A 13,878-nucleotide genomic window follows, 5' to 3' on the forward strand; every position below is an offset into this window, starting at 1 on the left:
TTTGCGTGTCACATTGTGGCCACGCCGGCGGGGTTCACCGCTTCGTGTACCGCCGCCGAACAGGAAAGTGCGCAGATGCCGACCATCGCTCTCGTCGACGACGATCGCAACATTCTCACCTCCGTATCCATCGCCCTGGAGTCGGAGGGCTATCGTATCCAGACGTACACCGACGGCGCCACCGCCCTTGACGGCTTCAAGACCAACCCGCCCGACCTCGCCATCTTCGATATCAAGATGCCGCGCATGGACGGCATGGAGCTGCTGCGCCGCCTGCGCCAGAAGAGCGACATGCCGGTGATCTTCCTCACCTCCAAGGATGACGAGATCGACGAATTGTTCGGCCTGAAGATGGGCGCGGACGACTTCATCAAGAAGCCGTTCTCCCAGCGCCTGCTGGTGGAGCGGGTGAAGGCGGTGCTGCGCCGCTTCGCGCCCAAGGACGGAACGCTGCCGCGCGAGACCGACAGCGCCAAGGTGCTGGAGCGCGGGCTGCTGCGCATGGATCCCGAGCGCCACACCTGCACCTGGAAGGGCGAGAATGTCACCCTCACCGTCACCGAGTTCCTCATCCTGCAGGCGCTCGCCACCCGCCCCGGCGTGGTGAAGAGCCGCAATGCGCTGATGGATGCGGCCTATGACGACCAGGTCTATGTCGACGACCGCACCATCGACAGCCACATCAAGCGGCTGCGCAAGAAGTTCAAGGTGGCGGACGACAATTTCGAGATGATCGAGACGCTGTACGGCGTCGGCTATCGCTTCAAGGAGTAGCGAGCCCTTGCTCGATCCGGAACTGACCCGGAACGGCGCCGCCCCGGCGGCGGCCGAGGACGGGGACACGGGGGAAGCGCCCCGCTCTGCCGAGCGGGCGGGGCTTCTCGGCGCCTTGCGCCGGGCGCGCAATTTCGTCGCCTTCAAGAGCTTTTCCAGCCTCACCCGCCGGATCGTGCTGCTCAACCTCGCCGGCATGTGCGTGCTGGTGTCGGGCATTCTCTACCTCTCCGAGTTCCGCGCCGGGCTGATCGACGCGCGGGTGCAGAGCCTGCTGGTGCAGGGCGAGATCATCGCCAGCGCCATCGCCGCCTCGGCGCAGGTGGAAACCAACGCCATCACCATCGACCCCGACCGGCTGCTGGAGCTGAAGGCGGGCGAGAGCTACGGCCCGGGCGAAGAGGGCTTCGCCCCGCTCGAATTCCCGATCAATCCCGAGCGCATCGCCCCGGTGCTGAAGCGTCTGGTCGAGCCCACCGGCACCCGCGCGCGCATCTATGACCGCGACGGCGCCCTGCTGGTGGATTCCCGCTCGCTCTATGCGCGCGGCGAAATCCTGCGGTTCGACATGCCCGCCCCCACCACGCCCAAGCCCAACTGGATGGAGCGTGGCTGGAACAGCATGAAGTTCTGGTTCGAGCGCGGCGACCTGCCGCTCTATCGCGAGCTGGGGCCGAACAACGGCAAGGGCTACCCGGCGGTGATTGAAGCGCTGCAGGGCAAGAAAGCGAGCGCGGTGCAGGTGAATGAGCGCGGGCAGGTGATCGTCTCGGTCGCCGTGCCGGTGCAGCGCTTCCGCGCCATTCTCGGCGCCCTGCTGCTCTCCACCCAGGGCGGCGAGATCGATGAGGCGGTGGCGGCCGAGCGGCTCGTCATCGTGCGGGTGTTCCTCGTCGCCATGGCGGTCATGGTGGTGCTGTCGCTGCTGCTCGCCAGCACCATTGCCGGCCCGGTGCGCAAGCTCGCCGACGCCGCCGAGCGGGTGCGACGGCGGACCCGCTCGCGGGTGGAGATTCCCGATTTCACCAGCCGCTCGGACGAGATCGGCCATCTCTCCGGCGCGCTGCGCGACATGACCGACGCGCTCTATTCGCGCATCGAGGCCATCGAGAGTTTCGCCGCCGATGTCTCGCATGAACTGAAGAACCCGCTGACCTCGCTGCGCTCGGCGGTGGAGACGCTGCCGCTGGCGAAGTCCGACACGTCGCGCGGCCGGCTGCTGGAAGTCATCCAGCACGATGTGAAGCGGCTCGACAGGCTGATCACCGACATCTCCGACGCCTCGCGGCTCGATGCCGAATTGCAGCGGCAGGAATCCGAGCCGGTGGATCTGGTGCGCCTGCTCAACACCGTCACCGGCGTGCACAATGACGTGGTGCGCGGCGACGGGGTGAGGGTGAGCCTCGCCTTCGAGCCGCCGCCGGGCACCGGGGCCGCCTATGTCATTTCCGGCCATGATTCGCGGCTGGGCCAGGTGATCAACAATCTGATCGACAATGCCCGCTCCTTCTCCGCCAAGGGCGGGGAGGTGCGCGTCACCTGCCGGCGCAATCGCGACACAGTGGACATCCTCGTCGACGATGACGGGCCGGGCATTCCGCCGCATGCGTTGAGCCGGATTTTCGAGCGCTTCTACACCGACCGGCCGGAGGAGCAGGGCTTCGGCCAGAATTCCGGCCTGGGCCTGTCGATCTCGCGCCAGATCGTCGAGGCGCATGGCGGCCGCATCTGGGCGGAGAACCGTCCGGCGGAGGCGCGCCCGCCCGAGCCGGCGCCGAAGAAGCCGCGCGCCTCGCGTGCCAAGGCCAAGGCGGCGGTTACGGAGGAGGCGCCCGCGCCGGAGGAGACGGTGCCGGCGGCGCCGAAGCTGTTCGGCGGCGCCCGCTTCATCGTCCGCCTGCCGGCCAATTGAGGCACGCCATGGCACCGGCAGACGCCCTTCAACCGACGGTGCATGCGTCCTGCGTGCGGGTCGGGGATCGGGGCGTGCTGATCCGGGGGCCGTCGGGGGCGGGCAAGTCGCGCCTCGCCTTCGCGCTCATCCTCGCCGGGCGTGGCGGCCTGGTGCCGCCGGTGGAACTGGTGGCGGATGACCGGGTGCTTCTGACGCGGCGCGGGGCCGCGCTGTTCGCTGCCGCACCGCACGCGCTCGCCGGGCTGATCGAGGTGCGTGGGGTCGGGCTGCGGCGTCTGCCCTTCGCGGCCGAGGTGACGGTCGACCTCGTGGTCGATCTCGGCGCCGCCGATGCGGCCCGTCTGCCGGAACCGGCGGCGCGCCGGGCGGCGATCGAGGGGGTGGAAATCGAGCGCCTGCCGCTCTTTGCCGGTGGCGATGGGGTGCAGCAGGTGCTGGCGCTGCTGCTTACCGCGCCGGGGCCCGATTAGCTTCCCGTCAACGGTAACATCAAGCGTATGCGGGCCCGTGCGGATTTTCCCCAGCGGTACTTGCCATTCATGTGCAGCGCAACGATGATGTGCGCCCCGCAAAGGGGGCGGCGGGCGATCCTATTCCGATGCCTCCGGCAGTAAGCATTGCAGTCGCGCCGGACCGGCGTGCGGCGGAGCAAGATGATAGGTCTCGTACTCGTAACGCACGGACGCCTTGCCAGCGAATTCCGCGCCGCGCTCGAACATGTGATGGGGAAGCAGTCCCAGATCGAGGCGATCACCATCGAGCCGGATGATGACATCGAGCGGCGGCGGCAGGACATTGTCGACGCGGTGGCGACGGTCAATACCGGCGGCGGCGTGGTGATCCTCACCGACATGTTCGGCGGCACGCCTTCCAACCTCGCCATCTCCGTCATGACCTCCCCGGATATCGAGGTGGTCGCGGGCATCAACTTGCCGATGCTGGTCAAGCTTGCCACGGTGCGCGGCGAGGTGCCGATGGAAGAGGCGGTGGTGCAGGCACAGGATGCCGGCCGCAAATACATCAACATCGCCAGCCGGGTGCTCGCGGGCAAATGATGGACACCTCGGTCGTCCTTACCCGCGAACTGCCCATCGTCAACAAGCGCGGCCTGCACGCCCGCGCCTCCGCCAAATTCGTGCAGACCGTGGAGCGCTTCGATGCCGATGTGCGCGTCACGCGCTGCGGCGAGACGGTGGGTGGCACGTCCATCATGGGCCTGATGATGCTGGCCGCCGCGCCTGGCACCACCATCGAGGTCGCCGCCTCCGGCCGGGAAGCGCAGGCGGTGCTGGAGGCCCTTACCCGCCTCATCGCCGAGCGGTTCGGCGAGGACGAATAGGCGGCGGCCGGGCGCTGGCGCCCGCACGCTGCCTCGCCGCACATCCGAAATGGCTCCGGACTGGAAGCGTCTCGCATGGCGCGGGCTTCGTCGTGCCGGTAAAACCGCATCGAGCCTCTGGGTCGGCACGCGACATAAAGACATCTTTATGTCGTTATTGCTGTGTCAGGCTGTAGCTGCTAAACCGCGTGCCGAACCCGTCACACCCGTCAGGAAGACTTTCATGGCCATCGCCACCGACTACATCGTTAGGGACATCGGCCTCGCCGATTTCGGCCGCAAGGAAATCGACCTCGCCGAAGCCGAAATGCCCGGCCTCATGGCCATCCGCGCCGAATACGGCCCGGCGCAGCCGCTCAAGGGCGCGCGCATCGCCGGCTCTCTGCACATGACCATCCAGACGGCGGTGCTGATCGAGACCCTGAAAGCGCTCGGCGCGGATGTGCGCTGGGTCTCGTGCAACATCTTCTCCACCCAGGACCACGCCGCCGCCGCGATCGCCGCCGGCGGCACGCCGGTCTTCGCTTTCAAGGGCGAGACGCTGACCGAGTACTGGGACTTCACCGCCAAGCTGTTCGACTGGCATGGAGGCGGCGTGCCGAACCTCATCCTCGACGATGGCGGCGACGCCACCATGCTGGTGCATTACGGCCTGCGCGCCGAGCAGGGCGACACCGCCTTCCTCGACCAGCCCGGCTCGGAAGAGGAAGAGATCTTCTTCGCCCTGATCAAGAAGCTGCTGGCGGAGAAGCCGAAGGGCTGGTTCGCCGAAGTCGCGGCCTCGATCAAGGGCGTGTCGGAAGAAACCACCACGGGCGTTCACCGCCTCTACAAGCTGGCCGAGCAGGGCAAGCTGCTATTCCCGGCGATCAACGTCAATGACAGCGTGACCAAGTCGAAATTCGACAACCTCTATGGCTGCCGTGAATCGCTGGTCGACGCCATCCGCCGCGGCACCGACGTGATGCTGGCCGGCAAGGTCGCTTTCGTCGCCGGCTTCGGCGATGTCGGCAAGGGTTCGGCCGCCTCGCTGCGTCAGGCCGGCGCGCGCGTCATCGTCTCGGAAGTCGATCCGATCTGCGCCCTGCAGGCGTCGATGGAAGGTTATGAGGTGGCGACCATCGAGGACGCCTTCTCCCGCGCCGACATCTATGTCACCGCGACCGGCAACAAGGACATCATCACCGTCGATCACATGCGGCAGATGAAGGACCGGGCCATCGTCTGCAATATCGGCCATTTCGACAACGAGATTCAGGTCGCCGGCCTGAAGAACTTCAAGTGGACCAACATCAAGCCGCAGGTGGACGAGATCGAGTTCCCCGCTGGCAACCGCATCATCCTGCTCTCGGAAGGGCGGCTGGTGAATCTCGGCAATGCGATGGGCCATCCGTCCTTCGTGATGTCGTCGTCGTTCTCCAACCAGACGCTGGCGCAGATCGAACTCTGGGCGAATGTCGGGAAGTACGACAAGAAGGTCTACACCCTGCCGAAGGTGCTCGACGAGAAGGTGGCGGCGCTGCATCTGGAAAAGCTGGGCGTGAAGCTGACCAAGCTGCGGCCCGAGCAGGCGGACTATATCGGCGTGCCGGTGGAAGGCCCGTTCAAGCCGGACCATTACCGCTACTGAGCGCTCCGGCTATCGGGAACACGCGAAGGCCGGGCTTGTCCCGGCCTTTTTTGCAGGGCTGGGCCGTCACAGTTCCTTCTGCACGAAGACGAGATCGAGGCGCCGGCCGAATTTGGTGCCGATGCCGGGCATGCGGCCGGTCTCAACGAAGCCGAGCCGGGCGTGCAGGGCGAGGGACGCGTCGTTGCCGCCGGTGATGCCGCCGATCATCACTTTCTTGCCGAGCGCGCGCGCCGGGGCGAACAGCGCTTCCACCAGCGCCCGCCCGAGCCCGCGCCCGCGCGCGGCCTCGGCGACATAGACCGAGTGCTCGACACTGATGCGGAAGCCCTCGAAGGGACGGAAATCGCCGAAGCTGGCATAGCCCAGCACCTCGCCGCCTTCCGCCGCGACGATGACGGGATAGCCGCGCCCCTGCCGGTCGCGCAGCCAGGCGCGGCGCGCGGCGAGATCGGCGGGCGTGTCGTTCCAGATGGCGGTCGAATTCAGCACGGCATGGTTATAGATGGCGAGAATGCCGGAGAGGTCGTCTTCCACTGCGTCGCGTAGCATCATGTTCCCCGTGGCGCCGGTCCGGGCCAGCGAACGTCATTGAAAATCGATCGCGCTTCCGTGTCATTGAAATTACACGGGCGGCGCTGGCATGCCGCGCGCCGGCTCCCCATATCGCTTAGACGCGGGAAGACCGCGCCAGGAGGAAAGACCTAAAGGATGAGCTCGACCGACCCGTTCGATCGCGTGCGTTTCACCGTCCGAAAAGTGAGCTGGTGGCAGGTGGCGCTCGTCGTCGCCGTGGCGCTGGCGCTCGGCACGGCTCTGGCCCTTGTGGCGGCCAGCGTGTTCCTCGTGGTCTTTCCCATCATTGTCATCGCCGGCCTTGCCTACCGCCTGTTCGGCGGGCGTCGGCGCGCGGCGGGTACGTCCGGCCCCGAGATCATCGAGGCGGAATACCGGGTGCTGTCGCCGGAAGAGGCGGCGCGCGCCGACCGCGACCGCTGGGACGCGGACCGCCGGGTGCGTTAGAGCGCGGCGGCCCGTGCGGCCGCCGGCCTTGGTGCCAGGCTGCTACTTCTCGACGAAGGCCTTCTCGATCACGAAGTCGCCCGGCTCCGTGGTCGAGCCTTCCTCGAAGCCCTTCTCCTTCAGGATGACGCGCATGTCGTCGAGCAGCTGCGGGCTGCCGCACAGCATGACGCGGTCGTCTTCCTTGTCGAGCGGGGGCAGGCCGAGATCGGTGAACAGCTTGCCGGACGTAATGAGATCGGTAATGCGGCCCTGGTTACGATAGGGCTCGCGAGTCACCGTGGGGTAATAGACCAGCTTCTCGCGCACCAGCTCGCCGAAGAACTCGTTGTCCGGCAGCTCCTTCTCAATGAAGTCCTGATAGGCCAGTTCGCCCACTGTGCGCACGCCGTGCACAAGGATCACCTTCTCATACGCCTCATAGGTCTCCGGGTCCTTGATGAGGCTCATGAACGGGGCGAGACCAGTGCCGGTGGACAGCAGATAGAGCCGCCGGCCAGGCACGAGATAATCCACCAGCAGCGTGCCGGTTGGCTTGCGCCCGACGATCACCTCGTCGCCGACCTTCAGGTGCTGCAGGCGCGAGGTCAGTGGGCCATTTGCCACCTTGATCGAGAAGAACTCCAGCGTTTCCTCGTAATTGGCGCTGGCGATGGAATAGGCGCGCAGGAGCGGCTTGCCCTCGACCTGAAGGCCGATCATCACGAACTGGCCGTTCTTGAACCGCAGCGCGGGGTCGCGCGTTGTGGTGAAGGTGAACAGATTGTCGGTCCAGTGGTGGACCGAAAGCACGCGTTCGGTGTGGAGATTGCTCATTTACAATCCATACAAGTGAAAACTTCCAAACAAACTGGAAGCTGATGTAATTCTTGGCCTCGGTTTACTGCGCATTCGCGCCGGTGTCGACCCTCTCTCGCGCGAGGAGACAGCGATGACGGCTTGCGCGAAACGGGCCGAGCGACAACCATCGCCCGCCGGCCGAACGGTGCCATGCGTAGGATCAAGGAGACCCCATGTTCAGCCACATCATTCTTGGCGCCCGCGATCTCGACCGGCTGACCGCCTTTTATGACGCGGTGCTGCTGCCGCTCGGTCTGGTGCGGGTGGACGAGCCCTCCGATGGTGGCCCGCCCGGTTCCATGTGGGTGATGCCGGGGCGGCGCTGGCCGCAGTTCTTTGTGCAGTTGCCGTTCAACGGACTTCCCGCCAGCTGGGGCAACGGCACCCAGGTCAGCTTCGCGGCCCCCTCCCCGGCGGCGGTGGATGCGGCCTGGCGGGCGCTGGTCGACCATGGCGGGATCGACGAGGGCGCGCCGGGCCTTCGGCCGAACTATGCCCCCGACTATTACGGTGCCTATGGCCGAGACCCCGAGGGCAACAAGCTGTGTTTCGTCCACCTCGCCGAACTGGAGGACTTGACCGTGCGCGGCGGCGCCTGAGCCGCGCCTAGCCGTGGTGGCGTCAGAGGCCGAGATCGGAAGATTGGCGATCGGCCTCGCGCGCGGCCTCGGCCCGGCGCACCACCGCTTCCAGCCTTTCGCCGGGCGCGCTGGTGGCGAGGCCGAGCGACAGGCTGAGCGTGGTGGCGGAATAGAACTGGTTGTTGAGCAGGGCCAGTTCGCGAATGTTCTCCATCACCGTGTGGCCTATCTCCGCATCGGTGCCCGGCAGCAGCACGGCGAATTCATTGCCGGCAATGCGGGCGGCGCAATGCTGCGTGTCCACCGCCTTGGCGATGACCTCGCCGGCGCGGCGCAGCAGCATGTCGCCTGCCGCCTGGCCGAGCTGTTCGTTCACCCGTCGCAGGCCATTGAGGTGAATGGAGATGAGCGTGACGGGGAACGGCCCCCGGCGTTCCAGCCGGTTCAGCTCGTCAACATAGAAGCTGCGGTTGTAGAGCTTGGTCAGCACATCGTGCTTGCCGAGATATTCGAGATAGGCCTCGGCCTTCTTGCGGGCGGTGATATCGGTCAGCGCCACCTGCACCAGCGACCAATCGCCCTCATGCCCCGGCAGCACCGAGAATTGGAGATGCACGTGCAGCATCTCGCCGGAAAGCGTGTAGTTCACCACCTCGCGGGTGTGGAACAGCCGGCCGTTCCAGAGCTCGATCAGCTGTTCGCGGAAATGCCGGTGCGTGTCGTCGCGGAAGATCTCGGCGGTGTTGTCGACAAGTTCGGCGGTGCTGGACGCGCCGAACATGTCCAGCGTGTGCCGGTTGACCTCGATCACGCGGATCTCGCTGAGGCAGCGCTCGACGAATTCCGGGTGCACATCGGTGAACACCCGGAAATCCTCGATGCCGCGGGCGCGCAGATCGTCCATCAACTGCTTGATGGTGGAGAAATCCTCCACCCACAGCGACACGGGCGAGTGCTGGAACAGGCCGGTGGCATAGCGCTCGGCATTGGCGGCCTGGCGGCGCGCGGTCTCGCGCGCGGTCACGTCCTCGGCCGAAAGCAGGATACGCCCCAGGCTTTCCTCATAGCCGGGAAGCACCGTGCCCTTGAGCTGGATATCGAGGCGCTGGCCGCCCAGCGTGTAGTTCACCGCCTGGCTGGAGAAGCTGGTGTGCCCGTCCCAGAGCTGGGAGAGCTCCTCGATATGGGTGACGAGCATGTCGTCACGGAACACCTTGTCGAGATTGGCGACGAGATGCGACAGGCTGTTGGCCTCGAACAGGCTGAGCGTGCGCTGGTTGACCTTGAGCACCTCGATGCGCGCCGAGCATTCCGCCACACGTTCGGGATGGCCCCGCAGATGTTCGCGCAGCGAGGTCACCCCCTCCGCACGCCAGCGGTCGAACAGCGCGCGCACCGCGCTGAAATCCTCCAGCCACAGCGAAATGGGTGCGAGTTCGAACATGGATTCATGCTCGCTCGGCTCCGCCCGTGCGGCGATGCGGGGCCCCAGCGGCGACACGCTCGACTTGTTCGGCTTCATCGCGGCATACCGACCATGTTCATGAGGAGAGGTTGAGGCGGTCATCGGTACCCTGACCCATTCCAATCACGGCGCGGCGGTAGCATAGGGCCGCTCGCTATGAATTAGGCCGGATTAAGCGAGATTCGCAGCGCCTGCAACCCGTGATGAGCCCCCGCAAGGTCGGGGCTGTACGCGCCACTGGTATCTTATATCTTCCCCTCCGGCGCGGGGACCCCTCCGCGAAGCCGATGCAGGTGTGGCATGAGCGATATTGTCTGTATTTCGCCGATTGACGGCTCGGAACTGGCGCGTCGACCGGCGGCTTCGGAGGCGGCGATCGCGCGGGCGGTGGCCGATGCGCGCGCGGCGCAGCGCGTGTGGCGGCAGGTGCCGATCGCCGAGCGCGCCAGCCATGTGCTGCGCTTCCTCGATGCCATGCTGGCGATGAGCCAGGAAATCGTGCCCGAACTCGCCCAGCAGATGGGCCGGCCGGTGCGCTATGGCGGCGAGTTCGGCGGCTTCGAGGAGCGGGTGCGCTATGTCGTCGACATGGCAGAGGAGGCGCTGGCCCCGGTCATTCCGCACGACGCCCGGCCCGGCTTCGCCCGCTACATCAAGCGCGACCCGCTCGGTCTCGTGCTGGTGGTGGCGCCGTGGAACTACCCCTATCTGACCGCGGTCAACACCATCGCCCCGGCGCTGATCGCCGGCAATGCGGTGCTGCTCAAGCATGCCGCGCAGACCATTCTCGTCGGCGAGCGCTTCCAGGCGGCGATGGACCGCGCCGGGCTGCCGGCGGGCCTGTTCACCAATCTCGTGCTGACTCACGACCAGACCTCGCGGCTGATCGGCTCGGGCGCGGTGGACTTCGTCAATTTCACCGGCTCGGTGGAAGGCGGGCGCGCCATCGAGCGGGCGGCGGCGGGCACGTTCACGCCGCTGGGGCTGGAACTTGGCGGCAAGGATCCCGCCTATGTGCGCGCCGATGCCGATCTCGACTTCGCGGTGGGCAATCTGGTCGACGGCGCCTTCTACAATTCCGGCCAGTGCTGCTGCGGCATCGAGCGCATCTATGTGCATGAGAGCCTGTATGACCGCTTCGTCGACGGCTTCGTTGACCTGACCTCGCGCTATGTGCTGGGCAATCCGCTGGACGAGGCGACGACGCTGGGGCCGATGGCGCAGAAGCGCTTCGCCGACCTCATTCGCGGCCAGATCCGCGAGGCGGTGGACAAGGGCGCGAAGGCCCATATCGACCCCGCCGGCTTCCCGGCGGACAAGGAGGGTACGCCCTATCTCGCCCCGCAGGTGCTGACGGGCGTCGACCACAGCATGTCGGTCATGCGCGAGGAGAGTTTCGGCCCGGTGGTCGGCATCATGAAGGTGCGCGGCGACGAGGAGGCGCTGGCGCTGATGAATGACAGCATCTACGGCCTCACCGCCTCGGTCTGGACCACCGACCTTGAGGCGGCCGAGCGGCTGGGCGACGCGATCGAGACCGGCACCGTGTTCATGAACCGCTGCGACTATCTCGACCCCGGCCTCGCCTGGACCGGGGTGAAGGACACCGGGCGCGGGGCTTCGCTCTCGCGCATCGGCTTCGAGATGCTCACGCGGCCGAAATCGTTCCATCTGCGCCACGGCTGAGCGAGCCGTAGCGCCGGGCGGCCTCGATGGCGAGGCCGGTGCCGACCGAGCCGAACGTGTCGCCTTCCACCACCCGCGCCTGCGGCACGGCGGCGCGGATGGCGGTGCGCACATGGGCGAGCCGTGTCGAGCCGCCGGTGAGGAACAGCGCATCGATGTCGCCTGCGCCCAGCCCGGCCTGATCGAGGCAGAGGTCGACGCGGCGGGCGATGCGCTCGGCCAGGCCCTGCGTGTGGGCGACGAGTTCCGCCGGCGTCAATCCGACGGAAAGGCCCGCCTCAAGCCAGCCGAGATCGACCCGGGCCTCCGCCACCTCGGCCAGCGCGATCTTCGCCGCTTCCGCCTCCATGGCCAGCGTGTGGCCGCGCTGCTCCTCGATCACCCGGATCAGCCGCTCCACCCGATGCGGCTCCGCCGCCTCGCGCCTCACCTCGTTGAGCTCGCGCAGGGTCTTCTGGGTGTAGAGCCGGTTGATGCTCGACCAGGTTGCCAGCTCGTGAAAATAGCCGCTCGGCACGTCGCGGCCGGGGCGCTTCATCGGGCTGCGGAAGCCGAGCAGCGGCATCAGCGTGCCGAGGCTGAGCGTGCGGTCGAAATCGGTGCCGCCGATCCGCACGCCGTCATTGGCGAGAATATCGCCGCTGCGATCCGCCCGCGCCCGGCGGGCGGGGCCGAGCCGGACGATGGAGAAATCCGAGGTGCCGCCACCGATGTCGGCGATCAGCGCGATTTCCTCCGCACGTGTCTGCTGTTCATAGTCGAGCGCGGCGGCGATGGGCTCGAACTGGGTGGAGACATCGGCAAAGCCGATCTCCGCCGCGATGGCGCGCAGTGTGTCTTCCGCCTTGGCATTCGCGGCCGCGTCCTCATCGACGAAGAAGACCGGCCGGCCGAGCACGACGCGGGTGAGCGCCGTGCCGGCATCCGCTTCGGCCCGCGCCTTCACTGCCCGGAGATAATCGGCGATCACATCGCGGAAGCCGATGGCGCGCTTGCCGATCTGCGTCTTTTCCTCGATCAGCGCGCTGCCCAGCACCGCCTTGAGCGAGCGCATCAGCCGCCCGTCCTCGCCGCCGACATAGAGGGCCATGGCGGCGCGGCCTATGGTGAGTTGGCCTTGCCGGTCATAGAATACGGCGCTCGGCACGGTGGTCTTGTCCGCCTCCAGCGCGGCCAGCACCGGGGCGCCGTCGCGCCAGAAGGCGAGAGTGGTGTTGGACGTGCCGAAGTCGAGGCCGCAAAAACGCATTGGAAGGCTCCCGCCGGAAGGGGCGCCTTCCTAAAGGCTTCGTCTGCGCTGTTCAACTGACATGATGTTGACGCCGCCGGCCGGAGAGGCCACTTCTGGACGACAATTCAGTGGGGAAACGCCGTGACGCTGCATAATTGGACGATGAAACACTCGATCGCTGTGGTCGTAATCACGCTGGTAGCCGTCGGCGCCTTCCTTTTCAGCTGGACCTGACAGGCAGGCGGGGGCCTGTCCGCAGGTTCCGGCTTCTGCCCCGATGTTCTGGCTAACGTCACATTCCGTCCCTATGTGAAGGCAAGGTCCCGCTGCGGGCCTGATCCGGAGTGCCAGACCCGCCCTCGTGCGGCGGCAGGCACGCTCCCCGGTCTCATGGTTCCCGGGAGGAGTGTCGCCCGCCGTGCTGTCCCCGCCGCCCACCGACGAAAGCGCCGATGCCCGGCCGGGCGCCGAGCCGGATGCGACGCTTCGCCTTTCCGAGGTGCTGAGCGCCATTGCGGCAGATGAGACGCGCGAGCGCATCGCCGTGGGCGACCTGCTGAAGGTGATGCGGGAGCGCGCCTTCGGGCCGCTGATGCTGATCTTCGCCCTGCCCAATGTGCTGCCGACTCCGCCCGGCACGTCTTCGGTGCTGGGGGCGCCGCTGGTGTTTCTCACCGCGCAGCTGGCGCTCGGCTGGTCGCCGTGGCTGCCGCCGCTCATCGCCCGGCGCTCCATCGCCCGCAAGGACTTCGCCGCGTTTGTCAGCAAGGCGACGCCCTGGCTGGCCCGCGCGGAGAAGCTGCTGCGGCCGCGCTTCGGTGGGCTGGCGCACCCGCCGGCGGAGAATATCGTCGGGGTGATGTGCTTCGTGCTGGCGCTGATCCTGGTGCTGCCGATCCCGCTCGGCAACATGCTGCCGGCGCTGGCCATCAGCGTGCTGGCGCTCGGCATTTTGGAACGCGACGGGGTGTGGATCCTCGCCGGCATGGCGATCGCCGTGGCGTCGCTCGGCGTCGTCTCCGGCGTTGTCTGGGCCTTCATCAAGGCCGGCCTTTACCTGCTGCACCAGCTGATCGGCTGAAGTAGCGGCACGCTTGCGGGCGCTGCGGCTTCAGCCCTGGGCGCGGGCGTTTTCCAGCGCACGGGTCAGCATGTCGAGGCATTCATGCGCCTGTTCCTGACCGCTCACATCGCCGCGTAGGCGAAAAGCGATGTCGCGCAGGTCGCGGATCGCGACATCGACGGCGGTGATGAGGTCGATGTCGAACTCGCCTTCGCTCTCGGGGGCGGGGACGCGGACGGGGAACGGAACAACGTTACTCATGCGACTTCAAGACTCGGGTTCGGGCGAATCGCCTTGGCGTTTATCCCCGGAAACATGCCCGGAATTGGTT

15 protein-coding genes are annotated in these 13,878 nt (G+C 66.9%); 10 read left to right on the top strand and 5 right to left on the bottom strand.

Translation table 11 applies throughout. The features are described 5' to 3' along the window. Positions 1-75: 75 nt before the first annotated feature. The 6 genes from J2S75_RS06365 (at position 76) to ahcY (ending at position 5,658) form a co-directional block, all read left to right on the top strand. The gene (locus tag J2S75_RS06365) at positions 76-774 is read left to right on the top strand and encodes a response regulator transcription factor (protein ID WP_244379333.1); all 699 of its coding nucleotides are present in this window, start codon (positions 76-78) and stop codon (positions 772-774) included. 7 nt (positions 775-781) lie between these two features. Further along, complete coding sequence (locus J2S75_RS06370; protein ID WP_307018970.1) at positions 782-2,686, top strand: sensor histidine kinase; 1,905 nt, start codon at positions 782-784, stop codon at positions 2,684-2,686. Positions 2,687-2,694: 8 nt separating this feature from the next. Next, the gene (locus J2S75_RS06375) at positions 2,695-3,159 is read left to right on the top strand and encodes an HPr kinase/phosphorylase (RefSeq protein ID WP_307018971.1); all 465 of its coding nucleotides are present in this window, start codon (positions 2,695-2,697) and stop codon (positions 3,157-3,159) included. Positions 3,160-3,342: 183 nt separating this feature from the next. Then, positions 3,343-3,744 carry a PTS sugar transporter subunit IIA gene (locus J2S75_RS06380; protein WP_244379328.1) on the top strand — a complete coding sequence of 134 codons (402 nt, stop codon included), beginning with the start codon at positions 3,343-3,345 and terminating at the stop codon, positions 3,742-3,744. After that, entirely contained in the window at positions 3,741-4,028 is a 288-nt protein-coding gene (locus tag J2S75_RS06385; protein WP_307018972.1) for an HPr family phosphocarrier protein, read from the top strand. The genes J2S75_RS06380 and J2S75_RS06385 overlap by 4 nt, the downstream gene beginning before the upstream one ends. A 223-nt stretch (positions 4,029-4,251) precedes the next feature. Beyond that, a complete protein-coding gene (gene ahcY / locus J2S75_RS06390) occupies positions 4,252-5,658 on the top strand; it encodes an adenosylhomocysteinase (protein ID WP_307018973.1) in 1,407 nt (468 codons plus the stop codon). A gap of 66 nt (positions 5,659-5,724) precedes the next feature. Here the strand turns inward: ahcY and J2S75_RS06395 are convergent, their stop codons facing one another. Further along, complete coding sequence (locus J2S75_RS06395) at positions 5,725-6,210, bottom strand: GNAT family N-acetyltransferase (protein ID WP_307019161.1); 486 nt, start codon at positions 6,208-6,210, stop codon at positions 5,725-5,727. A 159-nt stretch (positions 6,211-6,369) separates the two neighbouring features. On the opposite strand from J2S75_RS06395, the gene J2S75_RS06400 reads away from it, so the two are divergent. Continuing rightward, the gene (locus J2S75_RS06400) at positions 6,370-6,681 is read left to right on the top strand and encodes a hypothetical protein (protein WP_307018974.1); all 312 of its coding nucleotides are present in this window, start codon (positions 6,370-6,372) and stop codon (positions 6,679-6,681) included. 42 nt (positions 6,682-6,723) lie between these two features. Here J2S75_RS06400 and J2S75_RS06405 read toward each other — a convergent pair whose 3' ends face one another. After that, positions 6,724-7,497: a ferredoxin--NADP reductase gene (locus J2S75_RS06405; protein ID WP_307018975.1), complete on the bottom strand. Its 774-nt coding sequence runs from the start codon at positions 7,495-7,497 to the stop codon at positions 6,724-6,726. A 197-nt stretch (positions 7,498-7,694) separates the two neighbouring features. Between J2S75_RS06405 and J2S75_RS06410 the strand changes: the two genes are divergently transcribed. After that, entirely contained in the window at positions 7,695-8,120 is a 426-nt protein-coding gene (locus tag J2S75_RS06410; protein WP_244379316.1) for a VOC family protein, read from the top strand. A 22-nt stretch (positions 8,121-8,142) separates the two neighbouring features. On the opposite strand, the gene J2S75_RS06415 is transcribed toward J2S75_RS06410, so the two are convergent. Next, positions 8,143-9,624 (bottom strand): sensor domain-containing diguanylate cyclase, encoded by a 1,482-nt coding sequence (locus J2S75_RS06415; RefSeq protein WP_307018976.1) that lies wholly within the window; start codon positions 9,622-9,624, stop codon positions 8,143-8,145. A gap of 243 nt (positions 9,625-9,867) precedes the next feature. Between J2S75_RS06415 and J2S75_RS06420 the strand changes: the two genes are divergently transcribed. Further along, on the top strand, positions 9,868-11,253 hold the full coding sequence (locus J2S75_RS06420; protein ID WP_307018977.1) for an aldehyde dehydrogenase family protein: 1,386 nt from the start codon (positions 9,868-9,870) through the stop codon (positions 11,251-11,253). Here the strand turns inward: J2S75_RS06420 and J2S75_RS06425 are convergent. Continuing rightward, positions 11,216-12,502 (bottom strand): Hsp70 family protein, encoded by a 1,287-nt coding sequence (locus J2S75_RS06425; protein WP_307018978.1) that lies wholly within the window; start codon positions 12,500-12,502, stop codon positions 11,216-11,218. The genes J2S75_RS06420 and J2S75_RS06425 overlap by 38 nt on opposite strands. Before the next feature lie 400 nt (positions 12,503-12,902). On the opposite strand from J2S75_RS06425, the gene J2S75_RS06430 reads away from it, so the two are divergent. Beyond that, positions 12,903-13,565, top strand: coding sequence for an exopolysaccharide biosynthesis protein (locus J2S75_RS06430; protein ID WP_307018979.1), 663 nt, complete (start codon positions 12,903-12,905; stop codon positions 13,563-13,565). Between the two features lie 30 nt (positions 13,566-13,595). Here the strand turns inward: J2S75_RS06430 and J2S75_RS06435 are convergent, their stop codons facing one another. After that, on the bottom strand, positions 13,596-13,808 hold the full coding sequence (locus tag J2S75_RS06435) for a hypothetical protein (protein ID WP_307018980.1): 213 nt from the start codon (positions 13,806-13,808) through the stop codon (positions 13,596-13,598). Positions 13,809-13,878: the final 70 nt, after the last annotated feature.

The organism is Ancylobacter polymorphus (assembly GCF_030813495.1).
GTDB classification, from domain to species: Bacteria; Pseudomonadota; Alphaproteobacteria; order Rhizobiales; family Xanthobacteraceae; genus Ancylobacter; species Ancylobacter polymorphus.

Excerpts from the sequence above, each read along its gene's own strand:
- J2S75_RS06365 (WP_244379333.1), top strand. The coding sequence starts at position 76 with ATGCCGACCATCGCTCTCGTCGACGACGATCGCAACATTCTCACCTCC.
- J2S75_RS06375 (WP_307018971.1), top strand. The coding sequence starts at position 2,695 with ATGGCACCGGCAGACGCCCTTCAACCGACGGTGCATGCGTCCTGCGTG.
- J2S75_RS06380 (WP_244379328.1), top strand. The coding sequence starts at position 3,343 with ATGATAGGTCTCGTACTCGTAACGCACGGACGCCTTGCCAGCGAATTC.
- J2S75_RS06385 (WP_307018972.1), top strand. The coding sequence starts at position 3,741 with ATGATGGACACCTCGGTCGTCCTTACCCGCGAACTGCCCATCGTCAAC.
- ahcY (WP_307018973.1), top strand. The coding sequence starts at position 4,252 with ATGGCCATCGCCACCGACTACATCGTTAGGGACATCGGCCTCGCCGAT.
- J2S75_RS06395 (WP_307019161.1), bottom strand. The coding sequence starts at position 6,210 with ATGCTACGCGACGCAGTGGAAGACGACCTCTCCGGCATTCTCGCCATC.
- J2S75_RS06400 (WP_307018974.1), top strand. The coding sequence starts at position 6,370 with ATGAGCTCGACCGACCCGTTCGATCGCGTGCGTTTCACCGTCCGAAAA.
- J2S75_RS06405 (WP_307018975.1), bottom strand. The coding sequence starts at position 7,497 with ATGAGCAATCTCCACACCGAACGCGTGCTTTCGGTCCACCACTGGACC.
- J2S75_RS06410 (WP_244379316.1), top strand. The coding sequence starts at position 7,695 with ATGTTCAGCCACATCATTCTTGGCGCCCGCGATCTCGACCGGCTGACC.
- J2S75_RS06415 (WP_307018976.1), bottom strand. The coding sequence starts at position 9,624 with ATGAAGCCGAACAAGTCGAGCGTGTCGCCGCTGGGGCCCCGCATCGCC.
- J2S75_RS06420 (WP_307018977.1), top strand. The coding sequence starts at position 9,868 with ATGAGCGATATTGTCTGTATTTCGCCGATTGACGGCTCGGAACTGGCG.
- J2S75_RS06425 (WP_307018978.1), bottom strand. The coding sequence starts at position 12,502 with ATGCGTTTTTGCGGCCTCGACTTCGGCACGTCCAACACCACTCTCGCC.
- J2S75_RS06435 (WP_307018980.1), bottom strand. The coding sequence starts at position 13,808 with ATGAGTAACGTTGTTCCGTTCCCCGTCCGCGTCCCCGCCCCCGAGAGC.